At 46.0% G+C, this 18,836-nt stretch carries 19 protein-coding genes; 16 read left to right on the top strand and 3 right to left on the bottom strand.

Translation table 11 applies throughout. The features are described 5' to 3' along the window. Positions 1-327 precede the first annotated feature (327 nt). The 14 genes from mnmG (at position 328) to glmU (ending at position 13,210) form a co-directional block, all read left to right on the top strand. The gene (gene mnmG, locus N646_RS10855) at positions 328-2,223 is read left to right on the top strand and encodes a tRNA uridine-5-carboxymethylaminomethyl(34) synthesis enzyme MnmG (RefSeq protein ID WP_017821560.1); all 1,896 of its coding nucleotides are present in this window, start codon (positions 328-330) and stop codon (positions 2,221-2,223) included. Beyond that, positions 2,223-2,858, top strand: a complete 636-nt coding sequence (rsmG, locus tag N646_RS10850) for a 16S rRNA (guanine(527)-N(7))-methyltransferase RsmG (RefSeq protein ID WP_017821561.1) — start codon at positions 2,223-2,225, stop codon at positions 2,856-2,858. The genes mnmG and rsmG overlap by 1 nt, the downstream gene beginning before the upstream one ends. A gap of 10 nt (positions 2,859-2,868) precedes the next feature. Then, a complete protein-coding gene (locus N646_RS10845) occupies positions 2,869-3,642 on the top strand; it encodes a ParA family protein (protein ID WP_005383838.1) in 774 nt (257 codons plus the stop codon). Between the two features lie 24 nt (positions 3,643-3,666). After that, positions 3,667-4,548: a ParB/RepB/Spo0J family partition protein gene (locus N646_RS10840; protein ID WP_017821562.1), complete on the top strand. Its 882-nt coding sequence runs from the start codon at positions 3,667-3,669 to the stop codon at positions 4,546-4,548. A 189-nt stretch (positions 4,549-4,737) separates the two neighbouring features. Beyond that, a complete protein-coding gene (locus N646_RS10835) occupies positions 4,738-5,127 on the top strand; it encodes a F0F1 ATP synthase subunit I (protein WP_005378921.1) in 390 nt (129 codons plus the stop codon). 8 nt (positions 5,128-5,135) lie between these two features. Then, entirely contained in the window at positions 5,136-5,948 is an 813-nt protein-coding gene (gene atpB, locus N646_RS10830; RefSeq protein WP_005378922.1) for a F0F1 ATP synthase subunit A, read from the top strand. A 57-nt stretch (positions 5,949-6,005) separates the two neighbouring features. Continuing rightward, positions 6,006-6,260, top strand: a complete 255-nt coding sequence (gene atpE / locus N646_RS10825; RefSeq protein ID WP_002540812.1) for a F0F1 ATP synthase subunit C — start codon at positions 6,006-6,008, stop codon at positions 6,258-6,260. A 74-nt stretch (positions 6,261-6,334) separates the two neighbouring features. Then, positions 6,335-6,805 carry a F0F1 ATP synthase subunit B gene (atpF, locus tag N646_RS10820; protein ID WP_005378929.1) on the top strand — a complete coding sequence of 157 codons (471 nt, stop codon included), beginning with the start codon at positions 6,335-6,337 and terminating at the stop codon, positions 6,803-6,805. A 14-nt stretch (positions 6,806-6,819) separates the two neighbouring features. Beyond that, positions 6,820-7,353, top strand: coding sequence for a F0F1 ATP synthase subunit delta (gene atpH, locus N646_RS10815; RefSeq protein WP_017635596.1), 534 nt, complete (start codon positions 6,820-6,822; stop codon positions 7,351-7,353). A 13-nt stretch (positions 7,354-7,366) separates the two neighbouring features. After that, positions 7,367-8,908 (top strand): F0F1 ATP synthase subunit alpha, encoded by a 1,542-nt coding sequence (atpA, locus tag N646_RS10810; protein ID WP_005378931.1) that lies wholly within the window; start codon positions 7,367-7,369, stop codon positions 8,906-8,908. A gap of 44 nt (positions 8,909-8,952) precedes the next feature. Next, positions 8,953-9,819, top strand: a complete 867-nt coding sequence (atpG, locus tag N646_RS10805) for a F0F1 ATP synthase subunit gamma (RefSeq protein WP_005378932.1) — start codon at positions 8,953-8,955, stop codon at positions 9,817-9,819. A gap of 35 nt (positions 9,820-9,854) precedes the next feature. Continuing rightward, the gene (gene atpD / locus N646_RS10800) at positions 9,855-11,258 is read left to right on the top strand and encodes a F0F1 ATP synthase subunit beta (protein WP_005378933.1); all 1,404 of its coding nucleotides are present in this window, start codon (positions 9,855-9,857) and stop codon (positions 11,256-11,258) included. Between the two features lie 18 nt (positions 11,259-11,276). After that, entirely contained in the window at positions 11,277-11,699 is a 423-nt protein-coding gene (locus tag N646_RS10795) for a F0F1 ATP synthase subunit epsilon (RefSeq protein WP_005378937.1), read from the top strand. Between the two features lie 149 nt (positions 11,700-11,848). Continuing rightward, a complete protein-coding gene (gene glmU, locus N646_RS10790) occupies positions 11,849-13,210 on the top strand; it encodes a bifunctional UDP-N-acetylglucosamine diphosphorylase/glucosamine-1-phosphate N-acetyltransferase GlmU (RefSeq protein ID WP_017821563.1) in 1,362 nt (453 codons plus the stop codon). A gap of 84 nt (positions 13,211-13,294) precedes the next feature. On the opposite strand, the gene N646_RS10785 is transcribed toward glmU, so the two are convergent. Then, positions 13,295-14,035 (bottom strand): amino acid ABC transporter permease, encoded by a 741-nt coding sequence (locus N646_RS10785; RefSeq protein ID WP_021034076.1) that lies wholly within the window; start codon positions 14,033-14,035, stop codon positions 13,295-13,297. A gap of 115 nt (positions 14,036-14,150) precedes the next feature. Between N646_RS10785 and N646_RS10780 the strand changes: the two genes are divergently transcribed. Then, positions 14,151-14,927: a transporter substrate-binding domain-containing protein gene (locus N646_RS10780; RefSeq protein WP_017821564.1), complete on the top strand. Its 777-nt coding sequence runs from the start codon at positions 14,151-14,153 to the stop codon at positions 14,925-14,927. 44 nt (positions 14,928-14,971) lie between these two features. Here the strand turns inward: N646_RS10780 and punC are convergent, their stop codons facing one another. Beyond that, positions 14,972-16,177, bottom strand: coding sequence for a purine nucleoside transporter PunC (punC, locus tag N646_RS10775; protein WP_005378946.1), 1,206 nt, complete (start codon positions 16,175-16,177; stop codon positions 14,972-14,974). A gap of 152 nt (positions 16,178-16,329) precedes the next feature. Between punC and punR the strand changes: the two genes are divergently transcribed. Beyond that, positions 16,330-17,232: a DNA-binding transcriptional activator PunR gene (punR, locus tag N646_RS10770; protein ID WP_017821565.1), complete on the top strand. Its 903-nt coding sequence runs from the start codon at positions 16,330-16,332 to the stop codon at positions 17,230-17,232. A 54-nt stretch (positions 17,233-17,286) separates the two neighbouring features. Here punR and ilvA read toward each other — a convergent pair whose 3' ends face one another. Beyond that, positions 17,287-18,834: a threonine ammonia-lyase, biosynthetic gene (gene ilvA / locus N646_RS10765; protein ID WP_017635600.1), complete on the bottom strand. Its 1,548-nt coding sequence runs from the start codon at positions 18,832-18,834 to the stop codon at positions 17,287-17,289. Positions 18,835-18,836 lie beyond the last annotated feature (2 nt).

Genomic DNA, 18,836 nt, shown 5'->3' with positions numbered 1-18,836 from the left:
ATCCCAATAACAACTTTGATCAATTTCACCCCCTGTGTATAACCACCACTTTTGATCCCAGGTAATCCTCGATCTGATCCAATCATGATCACAAGATATGATCCAAAGAAGATCCATGATCTTGTTGATCATTTTTAGGTTATCCACAGAAACGGTCGATCCTAATAGTAGATCTAATAAAAGATCATATATATAGATCTTATATATATTTATCTTGAAGCTTAAAACGGATAAAACGAGAAAACGTTTTTCTCTCTGGCATAAAGCAGGTAAAATACGGCTCCTTTATCTGTCCATTAAATCCCTTTGAATACCTGAGGTCAGTTCATGCTTTATCACGAAAACTTTGACGTCATTGTTGTCGGTGGCGGACACGCAGGAACGGAAGCCGCGCTCGCATCTGCACGCACAGGACAAAAAACGCTTCTCCTTACCCATAACATCGATACATTAGGCCAGATGTCTTGTAATCCGGCGATCGGTGGTATTGGTAAAGGTCACTTAGTAAAAGAAGTAGATGCTATGGGCGGTTTGATGGCTGAAGCCATCGACCATGCAGGTATTCAGTTTCGTACACTAAATGCCTCCAAAGGTCCTGCAGTACGAGCAACTCGAGCTCAAGCCGATCGCGCTCTGTACAAAGCGTACGTTCGTAATGCATTAGAAAATGCGCCTAACTTAACGTTGTTCCAGCAATCAGTTGATGATCTGATTGTTGAACAAGATCGCGCAGTTGGTGTGGTAACTCAAATGGGACTTCGCTTCCATGCGAAAGCCGTTGTGCTAACCGTGGGTACCTTCCTTGGTGGTAAGATCCACATAGGTATGGAAAGCTCGTCTGGTGGTCGTGCCGGGGATCCACCATCGATCGCATTAGCGGATCGACTGCGTGAACTGCCGTTCCGTGTGGATCGTTTAAAAACAGGTACTCCACCGCGCATTGATGCTCGTACTGTTGATTTTTCAGTGCTAGAAGCTCAGCATGGTGATAACCCAACGCCTGTATTCTCGTTCATGGGCAAACGTGAACAGCATCCGCGTCAGATTCCATGTTTCATCACCCACACCAATGAACAAACTCACGATGTGATCCGTAGTAACTTGGATCGCAGTCCAATGTACGCTGGTGTGATTGAAGGTATTGGTCCTCGTTACTGTCCGTCTATTGAAGACAAAGTGATGCGTTTCGCTGACAAAAACAGCCACCAAATCTTCATTGAGCCAGAAGGCCTAACCACGCACGAGTTATACCCTAATGGTATCTCGACCAGCTTGCCATTTGATGTGCAAGTACAAATCGTGCGCTCAATGAAAGGGTTTGAAAATGCACACATCGTTCGCCCAGGTTATGCGATTGAATACGATTTCTTCGATCCACGTGATTTGAAGCAAACGTACGAGACGAAGTTCATTCATGGTTTGTTCTTTGCTGGCCAGATTAATGGTACGACTGGCTACGAAGAAGCCGCAGCGCAAGGCTTGATGGCCGGTCTAAACGCAAGCTTGTTTAGCCAAGACAAAGAAGGCTGGAGCCCACGTCGTGACCAAGCTTACATGGGCGTGTTGATTGATGACTTATCGACCATGGGTACCAAAGAGCCGTACCGAATGTTCACTTCTCGTGCGGAATACCGCCTGCTACTTCGTGAAGATAACGCCGATTTACGTTTAACGGAAAAAGCGCGCGAGCTAGGCTTGATTGATGATGTTCGTTGGGCTCGCTTTAACGAGAAAATCAACAATATGGAAACGGAGCATCAGCGTTTGAAAGCAACGTGGATGAATCCGAAGTCAGAGGGTGTTGATGAGCTGAACAAGCTGCTGAAAACCCCAATGGCCCGTGAAGCGAGTGGTGAGGATCTTCTGCGTCGTCCTGAGATCACTTATTCGCAACTGACGCAACTTGAAGCGTTTGCTCCTGCGCTTGAAGATCAGCAAGCGGCTGAGCAAGTTGAAATTCAAGTGAAATATGATGGTTACATCAAGCGTCAGCAGGAAGAGATCGAAAAATCACTGCGTCACGAAAATACCAAGTTACCTGCTGATTTGGATTACCGCGATGTAAAAGGTTTATCAAACGAAGTCGTTGCTAAACTGAGCGAGGCCAAACCAGAGAGCATCGGTATTGCATCACGCATTTCTGGTATTACGCCTGCTGCAATTTCTATTCTACTTGTTCACTTGAAAAAGCATGGTTTGCTGAAGAAAGGTGAGGAAGAATAATGAGCGCATTGCGAACAAAGCTGGATTCACTGATCGCGAAAACCGATTTGGAAGTGTCAGAACAGCAACGAGAGCGGTTAGTTGGCTATGTCGAACTGCTCGACAAATGGAACAAAGCGTACAATTTAACATCGGTACGTGATCCGCTTGATATGTTAGTGAAACATATTCTTGATAGTATCGTTGTAAGCGCACACCTGCCCGGTGAGCGCTTCATTGATGTTGGTACTGGTCCGGGGTTACCGGGCATCCCTTTGGCAATCATGAACCCTGAGAAAACCTTCTTTTTGCTCGACAGTCTTGGCAAACGCATCCGTTTTATCAAGCAAGTCGTGCACACATTAGAGCTGAAAAACGTGACACCAATTCAAAGTCGCGTCGAAGAATTCCAGCCTGAAGAAAAATTTGATGGCGTTTTGAGTCGAGCTTTTGCTTCAATGACAGACATGGTGGAATGGTGCCACCATTTGCCGAAACAAGAGCACGGGGTGTTTCTAGCGCTGAAAGGACAGCACCCTAAAGATGAAATGGATCAGCTTCCTGAATGGTGCAGTGTGACAGAGATCATATCTTTGGCTGTTCCTGAGTTGGAAGGTGATCGTCATCTAGTAATCTTATCGCGCAAGGAAAATTAGCGAGGTAATCGTGGGTAAAATTGTAGCAATCGCCAACCAGAAAGGTGGGGTCGGCAAAACAACAACGTGCATTAACTTAGCGGCTTCGATGGCGGCAACAAAGCGCAAGGTTTTGGTGATCGATCTCGACCCGCAAGGTAATGCTACGATGGCCAGTGGCGTGGATAAGTATATGGTCGACGCCACCGCATACGATCTTTTGGTCGAAGATACACCGTTCGATCAAGTCGTTTGTACCCAAACAACAGGGAAGTATGATTTGATCGCGGCGAACGGAGACGTAACCGCGGCAGAAATCAAATTGATGGAAGTTTTCGCTCGTGAAGTGCGTCTAAAAAATGCATTGTCGTCAGTTCGCGATAACTATGATTTCATCTTTATTGATTGTCCTCCTTCTCTAAACCTTCTTACAATCAATGCGATGGCGGCAGCTGACTCAGTGCTGGTGCCGATGCAATGTGAATACTTTGCGTTAGAAGGTTTAACTGCTCTTATGGATACAATCAGCAAGTTAGCGGCTGTTGTGAATGAAAACCTCAAAATCGAAGGTTTATTGCGTACCATGTACGACCCACGCAACCGCTTATCGAATGAAGTATCCGATCAACTTAAAAAACACTTTGGGAATAAAGTTTACCGTACTGTCATTCCGCGTAATGTTCGTTTGGCTGAAGCACCAAGTCACGGTAAGCCTGCAATGTACTACGATAAGTACTCCGCAGGTGCCAAAGCGTATCTTGCTCTAGCGGGCGAAATGCTCCGCCGCGAAGAAATCCCAGTTTAACTCTAACCTAAGGAATTCAATCCCATGTCTAAGCGTGGTCTCGGAAAAGGACTGGATGCGTTATTGTCGACCAGTTCGTTTGCTCGTGAAAAACAGCATATTGCATCGCATAGCCAAGAATTATCGGCAGACGGTGAGTTAACCGATTTAGCGATTGGTCAATTGCAGCCGGGTGTATACCAACCGCGTAAAGATATGGCGCCTGAAGCGCTAGAAGAACTAGCGGCTTCGATTCAATCACAAGGCATTATTCAACCAATCGTGGTTCGCCAGGTCGAAAGTGGTCAGTTTGAGATCATCGCAGGTGAACGCCGCTGGCGTGCTGCAAGGCAGGCGGGTTTAAAACGCGTGCCGTGTTTGGTGAAAAAAGTTGAAGATCGTGCCGCCATCGCCATGGCGTTGATTGAAAACATTCAACGTGAAGACTTGAATGTGATTGAGGAAGCCCAAGCGCTTGAACGTCTACAAGATGAATTCACGCTGACACATCAGCAAGTGGCCGATGTGATTGGTAAATCAAGAACGACGGTGAGTAACCTATTACGTCTGAATCAGTTGGAAGTTGATGTAAAAGGTCTGGTTGCAGATAAAAAATTGGAAATGGGTCATGCTCGAGCTCTGTTAGCGTTAGAAGGCGAACAGCAAGTCGAAGTAGCTCAACAAGTGGCTAAGAAGCAAATGACTGTTCGCCAAACCGAACAGTTAGTAAAAAAGTGCTTAGCCCCACAAAATGAGCAAAAAGGGCAACAAGAGGATACCGAAGCCGAGCAAATGTCGCATAAATTGAGTCAGCTGCTTGATGCAAAAGTTTCTCTTACCCGTTCTGCAAACGGAAAAGCGAAATTGACGATAAGTCTTGATGAGCCTCACAAATTGGACCAACTAATTGCCAAGCTTGAGGCCTAGATGAGATAATTGATTTAGGTCAATTAATCTAATTAATCGAATTTTGTGCGAAAGTTGTCGTTTTGTAAACAAAACTGTAAGTTTTTGATGCAATCGAATTGCTTTACGTTGAACTGAACGTATAATTTTCGCCAATTTCCCAGCACAGAGAGTTAAGTGCGAAGTGGATATTACTAGAGGTACGAATACATGGTAGCTGCGTTAGCTAGACCAGGACGAGAGCTCGCAAGGCAATTGTTAATGATCCAGTCTGGCGCGGTTATTTTTGTGGCAGCAGGAATGGCGGTAGCCATAAATCCTGACTGGGGATTTTCAGCGCTGATTGGCGGAGGCATTTTTGTTGTTGCCAATGCAGTATTCGCGCTGTGTGCTTTCATGTTTAGTGGAGCTCGCGCTGCCAAGCGCATCGCTGCTTCCTTCTATACGGGTGAAGTACTGAAAATTCTCATCACGGTTGCACTGTTCTATGTTGCCTACATGTATATGCAGGTGGAACTTGTTCCCCTCAAACTAACCTATTTGCTGGTACTAGGTATTAATATCTGTGCACCAGTGCTATTCATTAACAACAAAAAATAGGATGAGTTATGGCTGCGCCAGGTGAAGCGCTAACATCGTCCGGTTACATTGCCCACCACCTTTCTAACCTATCGCTATACAAGTTGGGTTTAGTAGGGTCGGAGACAAGTTTCTGGAACGTACATATCGATAGCCTGTTTTTTTCTTGGTTTACTGGTTTAATCTTCCTCGGAATTTTTTACAAAGTAGCAAAGAGAACAACAGCGGGTGTACCGGGTAAGCTTCAGTGTGCTGTAGAAATGATCGTTGAATTTGTCGCCGATAACGTCAAAGACACGTTCCATGGACGCAACCCACTGATCGCGCCTTTAGCACTGACTATCTTTTGTTGGGTATTTTTGATGAACGTGATGGACTTAGTTCCTATCGACTTCTTACCATACCCAGCAGAGCATTGGCTAGGTATTCCTTACCTTAAGGTTGTACCGTCTGCTGATGTGAATATCACCATGGCTATGGCTCTAGGCGTTTTTGCATTGATGATTTACTACAGCATCAAAGTAAAAGGTCTAGGTGGATTCGCAAAAGAACTTGCACTACATCCATTCAATCACCCACTGATGATTCCGTTTAACCTACTAATTGAAGTGGTATCGCTATTAGCGAAACCTCTATCACTTGGTATGCGTCTATTCGGTAACATGTTCGCGGGTGAGGTTGTATTCATTCTTTGTGCGGCAATGCTACCATGGTACTTACAATGGATGGGTTCACTACCGTGGGCAATCTTCCATATCTTGGTTATTACGATTCAAGCCTTCGTATTCATGATGTTGACAATTGTTTACCTGTCAATGGCACACGAAGATCCTGATCATTAATTTTTTTAAAGCTTTTTATTTGGGCACTAAGCCAACAACTATAAATTGGAGATAGTAATGGAAACTTTACTGAGCTTTTCTGCAATCGCCGTAGGTATTATCGTCGGTCTTGCTTCTCTTGGTACAGCGATTGGTTTCGCACTGCTAGGTGGTAAATTCCTAGAAGGTGCTGCACGTCAACCAGAAATGGCTCCTATGCTACAAGTTAAGATGTTCATCATCGCGGGTCTACTTGATGCGGTTCCAATGATCGGTATCGTAATCGCGCTACTATTCACTTTCGCAAACCCATTCGTTGGTCAACTAGGTTAATCACCTTTAACTCGGGACGGGCGATTATCGCTTGTCACTGATTAACACTAAGTCCAAATAGAGGGGTAGCTGTTGTGAACATAAACGCAACTCTGCTAGGTCAAGCAATCTCGTTCGCACTATTTGTGTGGTTCTGCATGAAGTATGTATGGCCACCATTGATGCAAGCGATCGAAGAGCGTCAGAAGAAAATTGCTGATGGTCTTCAAGCAGCAGAACGTGCTGCGAAAGACTTGGATCTAGCACAAGCCAACGCTTCTGATCAATTGAAAGAAGCGAAGCGCACAGCAACTGAGATCATCGAACAAGCGAACAAACGTAAGTCTCAAATTCTTGATGAAGCTCGCGAGGAAGCTCAGGCAGAACGCCAGAAAATCCTAGCGCAAGCAGAAGCAGAACTTGAAGCTGAACGCAATCGTGCACGCGATGAGCTGCGCAAACAAGTTGCTACTCTGGCTGTAGCTGGTGCTGAGAAAATCCTTGAGCGTTCTATCGATAAAGATGCGCAAAAAGATATTCTCGACAACATTACTGCAAAACTTTAAGTCTGGGGGCGCATATGTCTGATTTGACTACTATCGCACGCCCCTATGCTAAAGCAGCCTTCGACTTTGCTTTAGAGAAAGACCAGTTGGACCAATGGGGCCAAATGTTATCTTTTGCTGCTGAAGTGGCCAAAAACGAACAAATGAACGAACTACTAACGGGTTCGGTTTCTGCTGACAAAATGGCAGAAATTTTTGTTGCAGTTTGCGGCGAACAAGTTGATGCGCACGGTCAAAACCTTTTGAAGGTAATGGCTGAGAATGGTCGTTTAGCGGCCCTTCCTGATGTTTGCACGGAGTTTTTTACTCTGAAAAAAGAACATGAGAAAGAAATTGATGTTGAAGTAATTTCAGCAACAGAGCTTTCTGATGAACAACTTGCAAACATTGGCAGCAAACTTGAAAAGCGTCTTGAACGCAAAGTGAAGCTGAATTGCAGTGTAGATGAGACCCTACTTGGTGGGGTTATTATTCGAGCCGGAGACCTAGTCATCGATGACTCAGCGCGTGGTCGTTTGAACCGCCTGAGCGATGCATTGCAGTCTTAATGGGGATTGGAGCATGCAACTTAATTCCACGGAAATTAGCGATCTGATCAAACAACGTATCGAATCTTTCGAAGTTGTTAGTGAAGCTCGCAACGAGGGTACTATCGTATCGGTAAGCGATGGTATCATCCGCATCCACGGCCTAGCGGACGTGATGCAAGGTGAAATGATTGAATTACCGGGTGGTCGTTATGCACTGGCACTTAACCTTGAGCGTGACTCGGTTGGTGCGGTTGTAATGGGCCCATATGCTGACCTTAAGGAAGGCATGAAAGTTACAGGTACTGGCCGCATTCTTGAAGTGCCAGTTGGTCCAGAACTACTAGGCCGCGTAGTAAATACGCTGGGTGAGCCTATCGATGGTAAAGGTCCAATCGAAGCGAAAATGACTTCGCCTGTAGAAGTGATCGCACCAGGTGTAATCGACCGTAAATCGGTAGACCAACCTGTGCAAACTGGTTATAAGTCAGTTGACTCAATGATCCCAATCGGTCGTGGTCAGCGTGAGCTTATCATCGGTGACCGTCAGATTGGTAAAACAGCACTGGCGATCGACGCGATCATCAACCAGAAAGACTCTGGTATTTTCTCTATCTACGTAGCAATCGGTCAGAAAGCATCGACTATCGCTAACGTTGTTCGCAAACTAGAAGAGCACGGCGCACTACAAAATACTATCGTTGTAGTTGCATCAGCTTCTGAATCTGCAGCGCTTCAATACCTAGCGCCTTACGCAGGTTGTGCGATGGGTGAATACTTCCGCGATCGCGGTGAAGACGCACTGATTGTTTACGATGATCTATCTAAGCAAGCGGTAGCTTACCGTCAGATCTCTCTACTACTTAAACGTCCACCAGGCCGTGAGGCATTCCCAGGTGACGTATTCTACTTACACTCGCGTCTACTAGAGCGTGCAGCTCGTGTAAACGAAGAGTACGTAGAGCGTTTCACTAACGGTGAAGTGAAAGGTAAGACTGGTTCTTTGACTGCTCTTCCTATCATCGAAACTCAAGCAGGTGACGTTTCAGCATTCGTACCGACTAACGTAATCTCGATTACCGATGGTCAGATCTTCCTACAAACTGAGCTATTCAACGCTGGTGTTCGTCCTGCTGTTGACCCTGGTATCTCAGTATCTCGTGTAGGTGGTTCAGCTCAGACGAAAATCATCAAGAAACTATCAGGTGGTATCCGTACAGCACTAGCTGCATACCGTGAACTAGCGGCATTTGCTCAGTTCTCTTCTGACCTTGATGACGCAACGAAGAAACAGCTAGACCATGGTCAAAAAGTTACAGAACTAATGAAGCAGAAGCAGTACGCTCCAATGTCTGTATTTGACCAAGCTCTAACTATCTTCGCGGCAGAGCGCGGTTACCTTGATGATGTAGAACTTAACAAAGTTCTAGATTTCGAGGCGGCTCTACTATCGTACGCTCGCGGTCAATACGCTGAACTAGCAGCTGAGATCGACAAGTCTGGCGCTTACAACGATGAAATCGAAGCTCAGTTGAAGAAACTGACTGACGACTTCAAAGCAACCCAAACTTGGTAATTAGGTCGGTGGCAGTTTCTGCCACCAACTAACGGAGAGTAACGATGGCCGGCGCAAAAGAGATACGTAATAAAATCGGTAGTGTTAAAAGCACTCAGAAAATTACGAAAGCGATGGAAATGGTAGCAGCTTCAAAAATGCGTCGTTCTCAAGATGCAATGGAAGCTTCTCGTCCATACGCTGAAACAATGCGTAAAGTGATCGGTCATGTGGCTAACGCAAACCTAGAGTACCGTCATCCGTACCTAGAAGAGCGTGAAGCTAAACGTGTTGGTTACATCATCGTTTCGACAGACCGTGGTCTGTGTGGTGGTTTGAACATTAACGTGTTCAAAAAAGCCGTTACAGACATGCAAGCATGGAGAGAGAAAGGTGCTGAGATTGAGCTAGCCGTTGTTGGCTCAAAAGCAACAGCTTTCTTTAAACATGGTGGCGCAAAAGTTGCGGCACAGGTTTCTGGTCTTGGAGATAATCCAAGCCTACAAGACCTAATCGGCTCTGTTGGCGTAATGCTGAAGAAATACGATGAAGGTGAACTGGACCGTCTATATGTAGTATTCAACAAGTTTGTAAATACTATGGTTCAGCAACCAACGATCGATCAATTGCTACCTTTGCCTAAATCGGACAGCGAAGAGATGCAGCGTGAGCATTCATGGGACTACATCTATGAGCCTGAACCAAAACCTCTACTGGATACGCTATTAGTGCGTTACGTAGAGTCTCAGGTATACCAAGGTGTGGTTGAGAACCTTGCTTGTGAGCAAGCGGCTCGAATGATTGCGATGAAGGCTGCAACGGATAACGCAACCAGTTTGATTGACGATTTGGAACTTGTGTACAACAAAGCCCGTCAGGCTGCGATTACACAAGAACTATCAGAAATCGTTGGTGGTGCAGCTGCGGTTTAAGCTTAGGTAAAACGAAATAGTTTAGAGGATTAACGATGGCTACAGGTAAGATCGTACAGATCATCGGTGCGGTAGTCGACGTAGAGTTCCCACAGAGCGATGTACCTAGTGTATATGACGCTCTAAACGTAACGGACTCAAAAGAGCGTCTAGTTCTTGAAGTTCAACAACAGCTAGGCGGTGGCGTAGTTCGTTGTATCGTAATGGGTAGCTCTGATGGTTTACGTCGTGGAGTAGAAGTGGTTAACACTGGCGCTCCAATTTCAGTACCAGTAGGTACTAAAACTCTAGGTCGTATCATGAACGTCCTAGGTGACGCGATTGACGAGCGTGGTGAAGTGGGTGCGGAAGAGGTTTACTCTATCCACCGTAGTGCACCAAGCTACGAAGAGCAATCAAACGAAATTGCACTTCTAGAAACGGGCGTTAAAGTAATCGACCTAATTTGTCCATTCGCTAAGGGTGGTAAAATCGGTCTATTCGGTGGTGCAGGTGTAGGTAAGACCGTTAACATGATGGAACTTATCAACAACATCGCACTACAGCACTCAGGTCTATCAGTATTTGCTGGTGTTGGTGAGCGTACTCGTGAAGGTAACGATTTCTACTACGAGATGCAGGAAGCGGGCGTTGTAAACGTTGAGAAGCCTGAAGAATCAAAAGTAGCGATGGTTTACGGTCAGATGAACGAGCCACCAGGTAACCGTCTACGTGTTGCACTGACTGGTCTAACAATGGCAGAGCGTTTCCGTGACGAAGGTCGTGACGTACTACTGTTCATTGATAACATCTACCGTTACACACTTGCAGGTACAGAGGTATCAGCACTACTAGGTCGTATGCCTTCTGCGGTAGGTTACCAGCCAACTCTTGCAGAAGAGATGGGTGTACTTCAGGAGCGTATCACGTCAACGAAATCAGGTTCTATCACGTCTGTACAGGCGGTATACGTACCAGCGGATGACTTGACTGACCCGTCTCCAGCAACAACGTTCGCGCACTTGGATGCAACGGTTGTACTTAACCGTAACATCGCTGCAATGGGTCTATACCCTGCGATCGACCCGCTAGATTCAACATCTCGTATGCTTGATCCACTAGTCGTTGGTCAAGATCACTACGAAGTTGCTCGTGGTGTTCAGCAGACTCTTCAGCGCTACAAAGAGCTGAAAGATATCATTGCTATCCTAGGTATGGACGAGCTATCTGAAGAAGATAAGCAAGTTGTATCTCGTGCACGTAAGATTGAGCGTTTCTTAACTCAGCCTTACCACGTAGCAGAAGTATTTACAGGTGACCCTGGTATTTACGTACCTCTAAAAGAGACTCTACGTGGCTTTAAAGGCCTACTAGCTGGTGAATACGACGACATTCCTGAGCAGGCATTTATGTACTGCGGTAGCATCGACGATGCTATTGAGAATGCGAAGAAGCTATAAGGCTAACTAGGAGGCGATATGGCAGCAATAACCTTTCACCTAGACGTAGTAAGCGCTGAGAAGAAAATCTTCTCTGGTCGTGTTGAAACGTTTCAGGTGACCGGTAGCGAAGGTGAACTTGGTATTTTCCATGGTCACACACCGCTGCTGACCGCTATCAAGCCTGGTATGGTGCGTATTGTGAAACAGCACGGCCACGAAGAAATTATTTATGTTTCTGGTGGTATGGTAGAGATTCAGCCTGGTACAGCGACTGTACTAGCTGATACAGCTATCCGTGGTGAAGAGCTAGACGCAGCGAAGGCAGAAGAAGCCAAACGCCGCGCTGAGGAGCAAATCCAGAATCAGCATGGTGACATGGACTTCGCACAAGCGGCCAGTGAACTGGCTAAAGCCATTGCTCAGCTACGAGTTATCGAGCTGACAAAAAAGCGTCGCTAAGCTCAATTAGCAACGTTGCATGAAAAAAGGCGGCCAATTGGTCGCCTTTTTGATTAATTTTAGTTGGAAATTTACATCCCACCATTAACTAATCCTTCCAAGGTGTTTAAAATAACGCCCAATTAAAATAGAACGTCAATAGGTTATTAATGAAATTCAGTGCTGTGATCCTTGCTGCGGGTAAAGGTACCCGTATGTATTCAAACATGCCTAAAGTGCTACACACTTTGGCAGGGAAGCCAATGGCAAAACATGTGATTGATACATGTACAGGTCTTGGCGCACAAAACATCCACTTAGTATATGGTCACGGTGGTGATCAAATGCAGCAAACGCTAGCAGAAGAGCCTGTAAACTGGGTACTGCAAGCGGAGCAACTAGGTACAGGTCATGCGGTTGATCAAGCGTCTCCGAAGTTTGAAGACGATGAAAAAGTACTGGTGCTTTACGGTGATGTTCCACTGATTTCAGCTGAAACGATTGAAAACCTATTAGATGCACAGCCAACAGGCGGTATTGCACTACTAACAGTGATTCTAGATAACCCGACAGGCTACGGTCGTATTATCCGTAAGAATGGTCCTGTTGTGGCGATCGTTGAGCAAAAAGATGCAACAGAAGAACAAAAACAAATTAAAGAGATCAATACTGGCGTGATGGTTGCGACTGGTGGGGATCTTAAGCGTTGGTTGTCTGGCTTAAACAACAACAACGCACAAGGCGAATACTACCTAACTGACGTTATTGCAGCTGCACACGATGAAGGTCGTGCCGTTGAGGCTGTACACCCAGTCAATGCCATTGAGGTGGAAGGGGTCAATGACCGCGCACAGCTTGCTCGTCTAGAGCGCGCTTTCCAGTCAATGCAAGCTCAGAAGCTACTAGAGCAAGGTGTCATGCTACGCGATCCAGCACGCTTTGATTTGCGTGGTGAGTTACAGTGCGGTATGGACTGTGAAATCGACGTGAATGTTATCGTCGAAGGTAAAGTTTCACTGGGTGATAACGTGGTTATCGGTGCGGGTTGTGTACTGAAAGATTGTGAAATCGACGACAACACCATCGTTCGCCCTTACAGTGTGATTGAAGGTGCAACGGTTGGTGAAGAATGTACGGTTGGTCCATTTACTCGCCTTCGTCCTGGTGCTGAAATGCGTAACGATTCCCATGTGGGTAACTTCGTTGAAGTGAAAAATGCGCGCATCGGAGAAGGTTCAAAAGCGAACCACCTAACTTACTTAGGTGATGCAGAGATCGGTCAACGTACTAACATCGGTGCAGGTACTATCACTTGTAACTACGATGGTGCGAACAAGTTTAAAACCATCATCGGTAATGATGTTTTTGTTGGTTCTGATAGCCAGCTGGTGGCGCCTGTCACTATCGCTGATGGCGCAACCATCGGTGCAGGCACGACACTAACAAAAGATGTTGAAGAAGGTGAGTTAGTAATTACTCGCGTCAAAGAGCGCAAAATTACTGGCTGGCAGCGTCCTGTAAAACAGAAATAAACATTACCTGCACTCACTCTATCGCTATACTGTCAAAGCCGCTCAACAAGAGCGGCTTTGTTGTTTCTAGCTCAGGCTTCATCGTTAGTAGCTAGGAATAGCAATACGTTTTTCGAGCCAACGAACGGCTTGAGATACAAATAGGATGAGCAACAAGTACTCCAAAACGAGGAAGGTATAAATTTCTAGGGGTAAGTACTCATTCACCACCAGCTCATTAGCACGGCGAGTGAGATCGCTTAAACCAATCACGCTGACTAAAGAACTTATCTTGAGAATGTAGACAAATTGATTGCCCAGTGGAGGGAGGATTTGTCGAAACGCTTGGGGAAGAATTACCAAGCGCATCTTTTGCCAATAGCTTAAGCCCAAAGACTCAGCTGCTTCATGCTGGCCACGGCTGATAGCTTGTATCCCACCGCGAAACACTTCCGCCATAAACGCACTCTCAGCGATAGTCAGTGCAATAACACCCGCCCAAAAGTGATTGAGTGAGACATCCAATAGCGTAGGCATGCCGTAATACACCCAAAGTAGTAAGACTAAAACTGGCACTGAACGGATCACCTCGACATAAATACGGTTTATCCACTTCAGAGAGGCAGAGTCCGACAGAGCGGGTAACGCAACGATCAGGCCCAAGCTCATCGCAAATAACATACTGAGGAGTGATACCTGAATGGTGTCATTAAACCCAGCGATTAAAAACTTTAGATTGGTGAGCCCTTGATCCGTCGAAGGGTCAAGTACATACCAGCCCCATTGATAATCTGAACAACCAGTGAGTAATAGCAATGAAAATAGCCATAGAGTTCGAAACGTCACATTTACTCCCTGAATTAACTAAAAAACTTCCTTTGTTGCTGCTATGTTATCAGTAGAGCTCTAATAAAGGTTAATTATTAAACCGTATAAGGTCATTATTTTTAAGGGAATAAAAATGAGAAAGATTTTACTAGTGCTAGGAATGTGTTTGCTTGCTGTGACTCAAGTCGCTCACGCTGAAAGCCGTCTTCAATCCATTTTAGACAATGGCGTACTCCGAGTTGGAACGACGGGAGATTGGAATCCGATGACGATGAAAGACCCCGCGACAAACAGTTATCGTGGCTTCGATATCGATGTAACAACAGAACTTGCTAAAGATCTCGGTGTAAAAGTGGAGTATGTTCCCACGGATTGGAAGACGCTAGTTAATGGCATTACCGCCAACAAATACGATATTACTGGCAGCGCATCTCTGAACATGTCGCGCGCGAAAGTAGCTGGATATAGCCAGCCATATTTCTACCTTGCCTTTGTACCTGTGGTGCAAAAGAAAGATCTCGCCAAATTCTCTGATTGGGCGGATTTTAATAAACCAGAAGTAAAAGTCGCGGCGACGTTAGGTACGGTACAAGAAAAAATGGTGAAAGAGTTCTTCCCGTCTGCTCAGCATATTGTTATTGAAGCGCCAGCGCGCGACTTCCAAGAACTACTAGCTCGCAGGGCCGATGTATCGGTGACGTCCAATGTGGAAGCTGCGACGTTGGTGGACAAGTTTAAACAGTTGGCGATAGTGCCAGTGACCGCACCGCGTAAACCAACCCCAATTGCTATGTTGTTGCCGCAAGACGATCAAGTATGGATTAATTACATCAATCACTGGGTTGAGTTGAAAAAGACTCAAGGCTTTTTTAAGCAGACCGCCAAGAAGTGGGGGTTGAAAAGCTTATAAACAGAAAGAGCCGCATTGCGCGGCTCTTTTTATTATTTGAACGATTAAAGTTCGTCTTCACTCACGACTCGAGCGTTGTCAGGAGTCGTAAAGTGCTTGGATAATTCGCGATTCGACAGAATGTATCCCATCCACAGCCCACCCATACAGATGATGATTGCGATGCCAGTAACCATCTGAGCTTGGCTTGCCATTGCGGCTACCAATGCACTTGAGAAGCTACTTACACAGATTTGCAGGCTGTTTTGCAGACCTGCTGCTGTTGCAGGGCTCTGTTGTGCGCTGGCCAGTGCACGGTTTACCACGATTGGGTACAGTGCGCCGTTAGCAACGGCAATCAAACAGAATGGCGCAAGAATAGGCCAAATCGATGACAGCTCCCACTGTGAAGCAATGAAAATCATTAATGCCGCGACACTAAATAGGCCAATCAGTTGGCGCAGAACCTTTTCATCACCAAATTTTCGAACGCCTACTTTACCTAAGTAGCCACCAGCCATAAACGCGATGGTTTGTGGGATAAAGCTCAAACCAATATCTTTTGCTTCGTAGCCCAGTTGCGCCATGATTTCTGGCATCCCAGTTAGGTAAGCAAAGAATGCAGCTGAAGCCGTCGCAAACATAAACACGTTGCCAAGGTATTTTTTAGAACTCAGCAGCGCTTTGATGTCGGCAGACATACTGGTTTGTTTGATTTCTGCTTTCTCGTCTTTTTGTGCCATGGTCGCAAAGACCAAAAAGACGCCAACTAGTGTTAGCGTAATAAAGATACTGTGCCAGCCGAAGTTATCTGCCAACACAACCCCTAATTGAGGTGCTAGTGCTGGTGATAGCGCGACGAGTGGCATGATCGTCGCAAAAATTTGTTGGCTACTGCTTGAGTAGCGCTTAATGACCATAGCTTGCCAGATCACGGCTGGTGCACACACACCGATAGCTTGGATAAAGCGCAGTGTGAGTAGTTGCCATACTTGATCACAGAAAGCCAAACCGAATGACGCGATAGTAAATAGCACCAACCCGGCTGCGAGTGTATTACGATGGCCAAATTTATCGGATGCCAATCCCCACATTAGTTGGCCAATCGCCATACCAACGAGGAATACCGTTAAAGAGAGCGCAATTTGCTCAGGGCCTGTTGCAAAGTCGATTTCCATCGCTTTGAATGCTGGCAGATACATATCGGTAGCAACGAAGCCAAGCATCGATAATGCTGCCAGATAAATGAGCTGTAGTTTTGAGATTTTCATGATTCAACCAGTCAAATTATTTAATCATTTTTTAATCAACATCAGTTGGCGCCAACCCTGATTTATTTACCTTATTATTCTATTTTTCGATTTTGAGAAAATAAAACGCTAAAATTGTTGGTTATCAATCAAATTTTTTGAAAGGTTAAATCATGTTCTCTAAAGCGTCTTTGGAAATGCTGGATACGGTTGCCCGTTTAGGCAGTTTCACCGCTGCGGCTGAGGTATTGCATAAAGTCCCCTCAGCCATCAGCTATGGAGTAAGGCAGGTCGAGCAAGATTTAGATGTGGTGCTGTTTCGACGTTTACCAAGGAAAGTCGAGCTAACTCCAGCGGGTGAACTTTTTATGGCCGAGGCGCGCTCTTTGCTGCGTCAAATGGAAGAGGTGAAAGCACAAACGCGGCGAGCGGCTCAAGGATGGAAAAGCACGTTAAAGCTGACCTTAGATAACGTGGTGAAGTTAGAAAAACTCAAACCTTTGGTGGAAGATTTTTATCGCGAGTTTGAATTTGCTGAATTGCAGATCAATATGGAGGTCTTCAATGGTTCTTGGGAAGCCATAGCACAAGGTCGAGCCGACATTGTCGTTGGCGCGACATCTGCGGTTCCCGTTGGGGGAGATTTTGAAGTCAAAGATATGGGCGTATTAGATTGGGCATTTGTAATGTCACCCGCTCATCCTTGCGTTAGACAACAAGTGCTTACTGAAGAGTTTGTGAGTCAATTTCCGGCGATCTGTCTTGATGATACTTCGAACGTGCTGCCAAAACGCCATACTGGCCATTATCCGCAACAGCGCCGATTATTATTGCCCAATTGGTATAGTGCGATTGAATGTTTAAAAAATGGGGTGGGCGTGGGTTACATGCCACGTCATATTGCAACACCCTTAATCAATGATGGTGTGCTGGTGGAGAAGGTCATGCCGGATGATAAACCGCTCAGTCACTGCTGCTTAGTATGGCGCAAAGATGATAATCATAAATTGATCCAGTGGATGGTGGACTATCTTGGGTCGCCTAATCAGCTACATAAAGATTGGTTACAGTCATAAAAAACACCTCGCTAATGCGAGGTGTTGTCTTTGATATATTTGAAATGTGGCGTTTTATGACAAGAAAAACTTATACGATGGGTTGTCTGTCTCGTCTTTGCATTGATAGCCAAGTTCACGTAAATGTGCTGAAAACTGAGCTAAATCGCTTTCATCTAACTCGAAACCACATAAAACACGTCCGTAGTCAGCGCCGTGGTTACGGTAGTTGAACAAGCTGATATTCCAATGAGTACCGAGTGTGCTTAAGAACTTGAGTAGCGCTCCCGGATATTCTGGGAATTCAAAGCTGTATAGGCGCTCTTTAAGCGGCTTAGACGGCTTACCACCAATCATGTAGCGCACGTGCAGCTTCGCCATTTCATCATCAGACAAATCAACCACTGGGTAGCCACCATCACGTAAGTCGTGAATGATATGTTCTAGCTCTTCCTGACCGCCTTGCAAACGCACACCGACAAAGATATTTGCCAATGCGTCATCGTTGTAGCGGTAGTTAAACTCTGTCACGGCACGGCCGCCAATGAGGTTACAGAACTCAAAGAAAGCACCTTGACGCTCAGGAATGGTGACGGCAAGCAAACCTTCACGTTTCTCACCAAGCTCGCAACGCTCAGAAACATAACGTAAGCCATGGAAGTTAGTGTTGGCACCAGACAGCACAGTACCTAAATTCTTACCTTGCAGTTTGTTTTGCTCAGCAAACTTCTTCAAACCTGCCAGAGCAAGTGCGCCCGAAGGCTCAGCAATGGCGCGAGTGTCTTCAAAGATGTCTTTTACGGCTGCGCAGATTTCATCGCTAGAGACGGCAATATGGCCATCAATGTACTTTTGGCATAGACGGAAAGTCTCTTCGCCAATGCGTTTTACAGCGACGCCATCGGCAAACATGCTGACTTGGTCTAGTACCACTGGTTCACCAGCATCCAGCGCGGCTTTAAGACAAGATGAGTCTTCAGGTTCAACTGCAATCACTTTGATTTCTGGCATCAGTTGCTTCACAAGTACCGCAACACCGGCAGCCAAACCGCCACCACCGACAGGGACGAAGATGTAATCAAGGTGACCATTTTGCTGCAGCATTTCCATGCCTATGGTGCCTTGACCTGCAATCACCAGTGGGTGATCGAAAGGAGGGACAAATGTGTACCCATGCAGATCAGAAAGGCGTTCCGCTTCCGCTTTTGCCTCATCAAAGTTGCTGCCGTGCAGCACTACATTGCCACCGAAGCCACGTACCGCATCGACTTTGATATCTGGTGTGGTTTTGGGCATCACGATGGTGGTCTTGATGCCTAGCTTAGTACCAGAGAGCGCCATGCCTTGAGCGTGGTTACCTGCCGATGCTGCAATGACACCAGCGGCTTTTTGTGCTTCAGATAAACTCGCCACCATGTTGTATGCACCGCGCAATTTGAACGAGTGTACGGGTTGGCGATCTTCACGCTTGATCTGCACGTTATTCCCGATACGTGCAGATAAACGAGGCATTTCTTGCAGTGGCGTCACTGTTGCTACTTCATAAACAGGTGCGCGAAGGATTTGGCGCAGATAATCTGCGCCAGTTTGGTTCACTTGTTTTTCGGGTTGAGCTTCCATCATTG

It is taken from the genome of Vibrio alginolyticus NBRC 15630 = ATCC 17749 (assembly GCF_000354175.2).
Taxonomy (GTDB): domain Bacteria; phylum Pseudomonadota; class Gammaproteobacteria; order Enterobacterales; family Vibrionaceae; genus Vibrio; species Vibrio alginolyticus.
Note: the sequence above shows the minus strand (reverse complement) of the source record. Positions and strands in the feature narration are given on the sequence as shown.

Bases quoted from the DNA above. Each gene is read 5' to 3' on its own strand.
- atpA (WP_005378931.1), top strand. From the start codon at position 7,367: ATGCAACTTAATTCCACGGAAATTAGCGATCTGATCAAACAACGTATC.
- N646_RS10835 (WP_005378921.1), top strand. From the start codon at position 4,738: ATGGTAGCTGCGTTAGCTAGACCAGGACGAGAGCTCGCAAGGCAATTG.
- atpD (WP_005378933.1), top strand. From the start codon at position 9,855: ATGGCTACAGGTAAGATCGTACAGATCATCGGTGCGGTAGTCGACGTA.
- N646_RS10795 (WP_005378937.1), top strand. From the start codon at position 11,277: ATGGCAGCAATAACCTTTCACCTAGACGTAGTAAGCGCTGAGAAGAAA.
- atpB (WP_005378922.1), top strand. From the start codon at position 5,136: ATGGCTGCGCCAGGTGAAGCGCTAACATCGTCCGGTTACATTGCCCAC.
- N646_RS10840 (WP_017821562.1), top strand. From the start codon at position 3,667: ATGTCTAAGCGTGGTCTCGGAAAAGGACTGGATGCGTTATTGTCGACC.
- mnmG (WP_017821560.1), top strand. From the start codon at position 328: ATGCTTTATCACGAAAACTTTGACGTCATTGTTGTCGGTGGCGGACAC.
- N646_RS10780 (WP_017821564.1), top strand. From the start codon at position 14,151: ATGAGAAAGATTTTACTAGTGCTAGGAATGTGTTTGCTTGCTGTGACT.
- atpH (WP_017635596.1), top strand. From the start codon at position 6,820: ATGTCTGATTTGACTACTATCGCACGCCCCTATGCTAAAGCAGCCTTC.
- punR (WP_017821565.1), top strand. From the start codon at position 16,330: ATGTTCTCTAAAGCGTCTTTGGAAATGCTGGATACGGTTGCCCGTTTA.
- atpG (WP_005378932.1), top strand. From the start codon at position 8,953: ATGGCCGGCGCAAAAGAGATACGTAATAAAATCGGTAGTGTTAAAAGC.
- ilvA (WP_017635600.1), bottom strand. From the start codon at position 18,834: ATGATGGAAGCTCAACCCGAAAAACAAGTGAACCAAACTGGCGCAGAT.
- rsmG (WP_017821561.1), top strand. From the start codon at position 2,223: ATGAGCGCATTGCGAACAAAGCTGGATTCACTGATCGCGAAAACCGAT.
- punC (WP_005378946.1), bottom strand. From the start codon at position 16,177: ATGAAAATCTCAAAACTACAGCTCATTTATCTGGCAGCATTATCGATG.
- atpE (WP_002540812.1), top strand. From the start codon at position 6,006: ATGGAAACTTTACTGAGCTTTTCTGCAATCGCCGTAGGTATTATCGTC.
- glmU (WP_017821563.1), top strand. From the start codon at position 11,849: ATGAAATTCAGTGCTGTGATCCTTGCTGCGGGTAAAGGTACCCGTATG.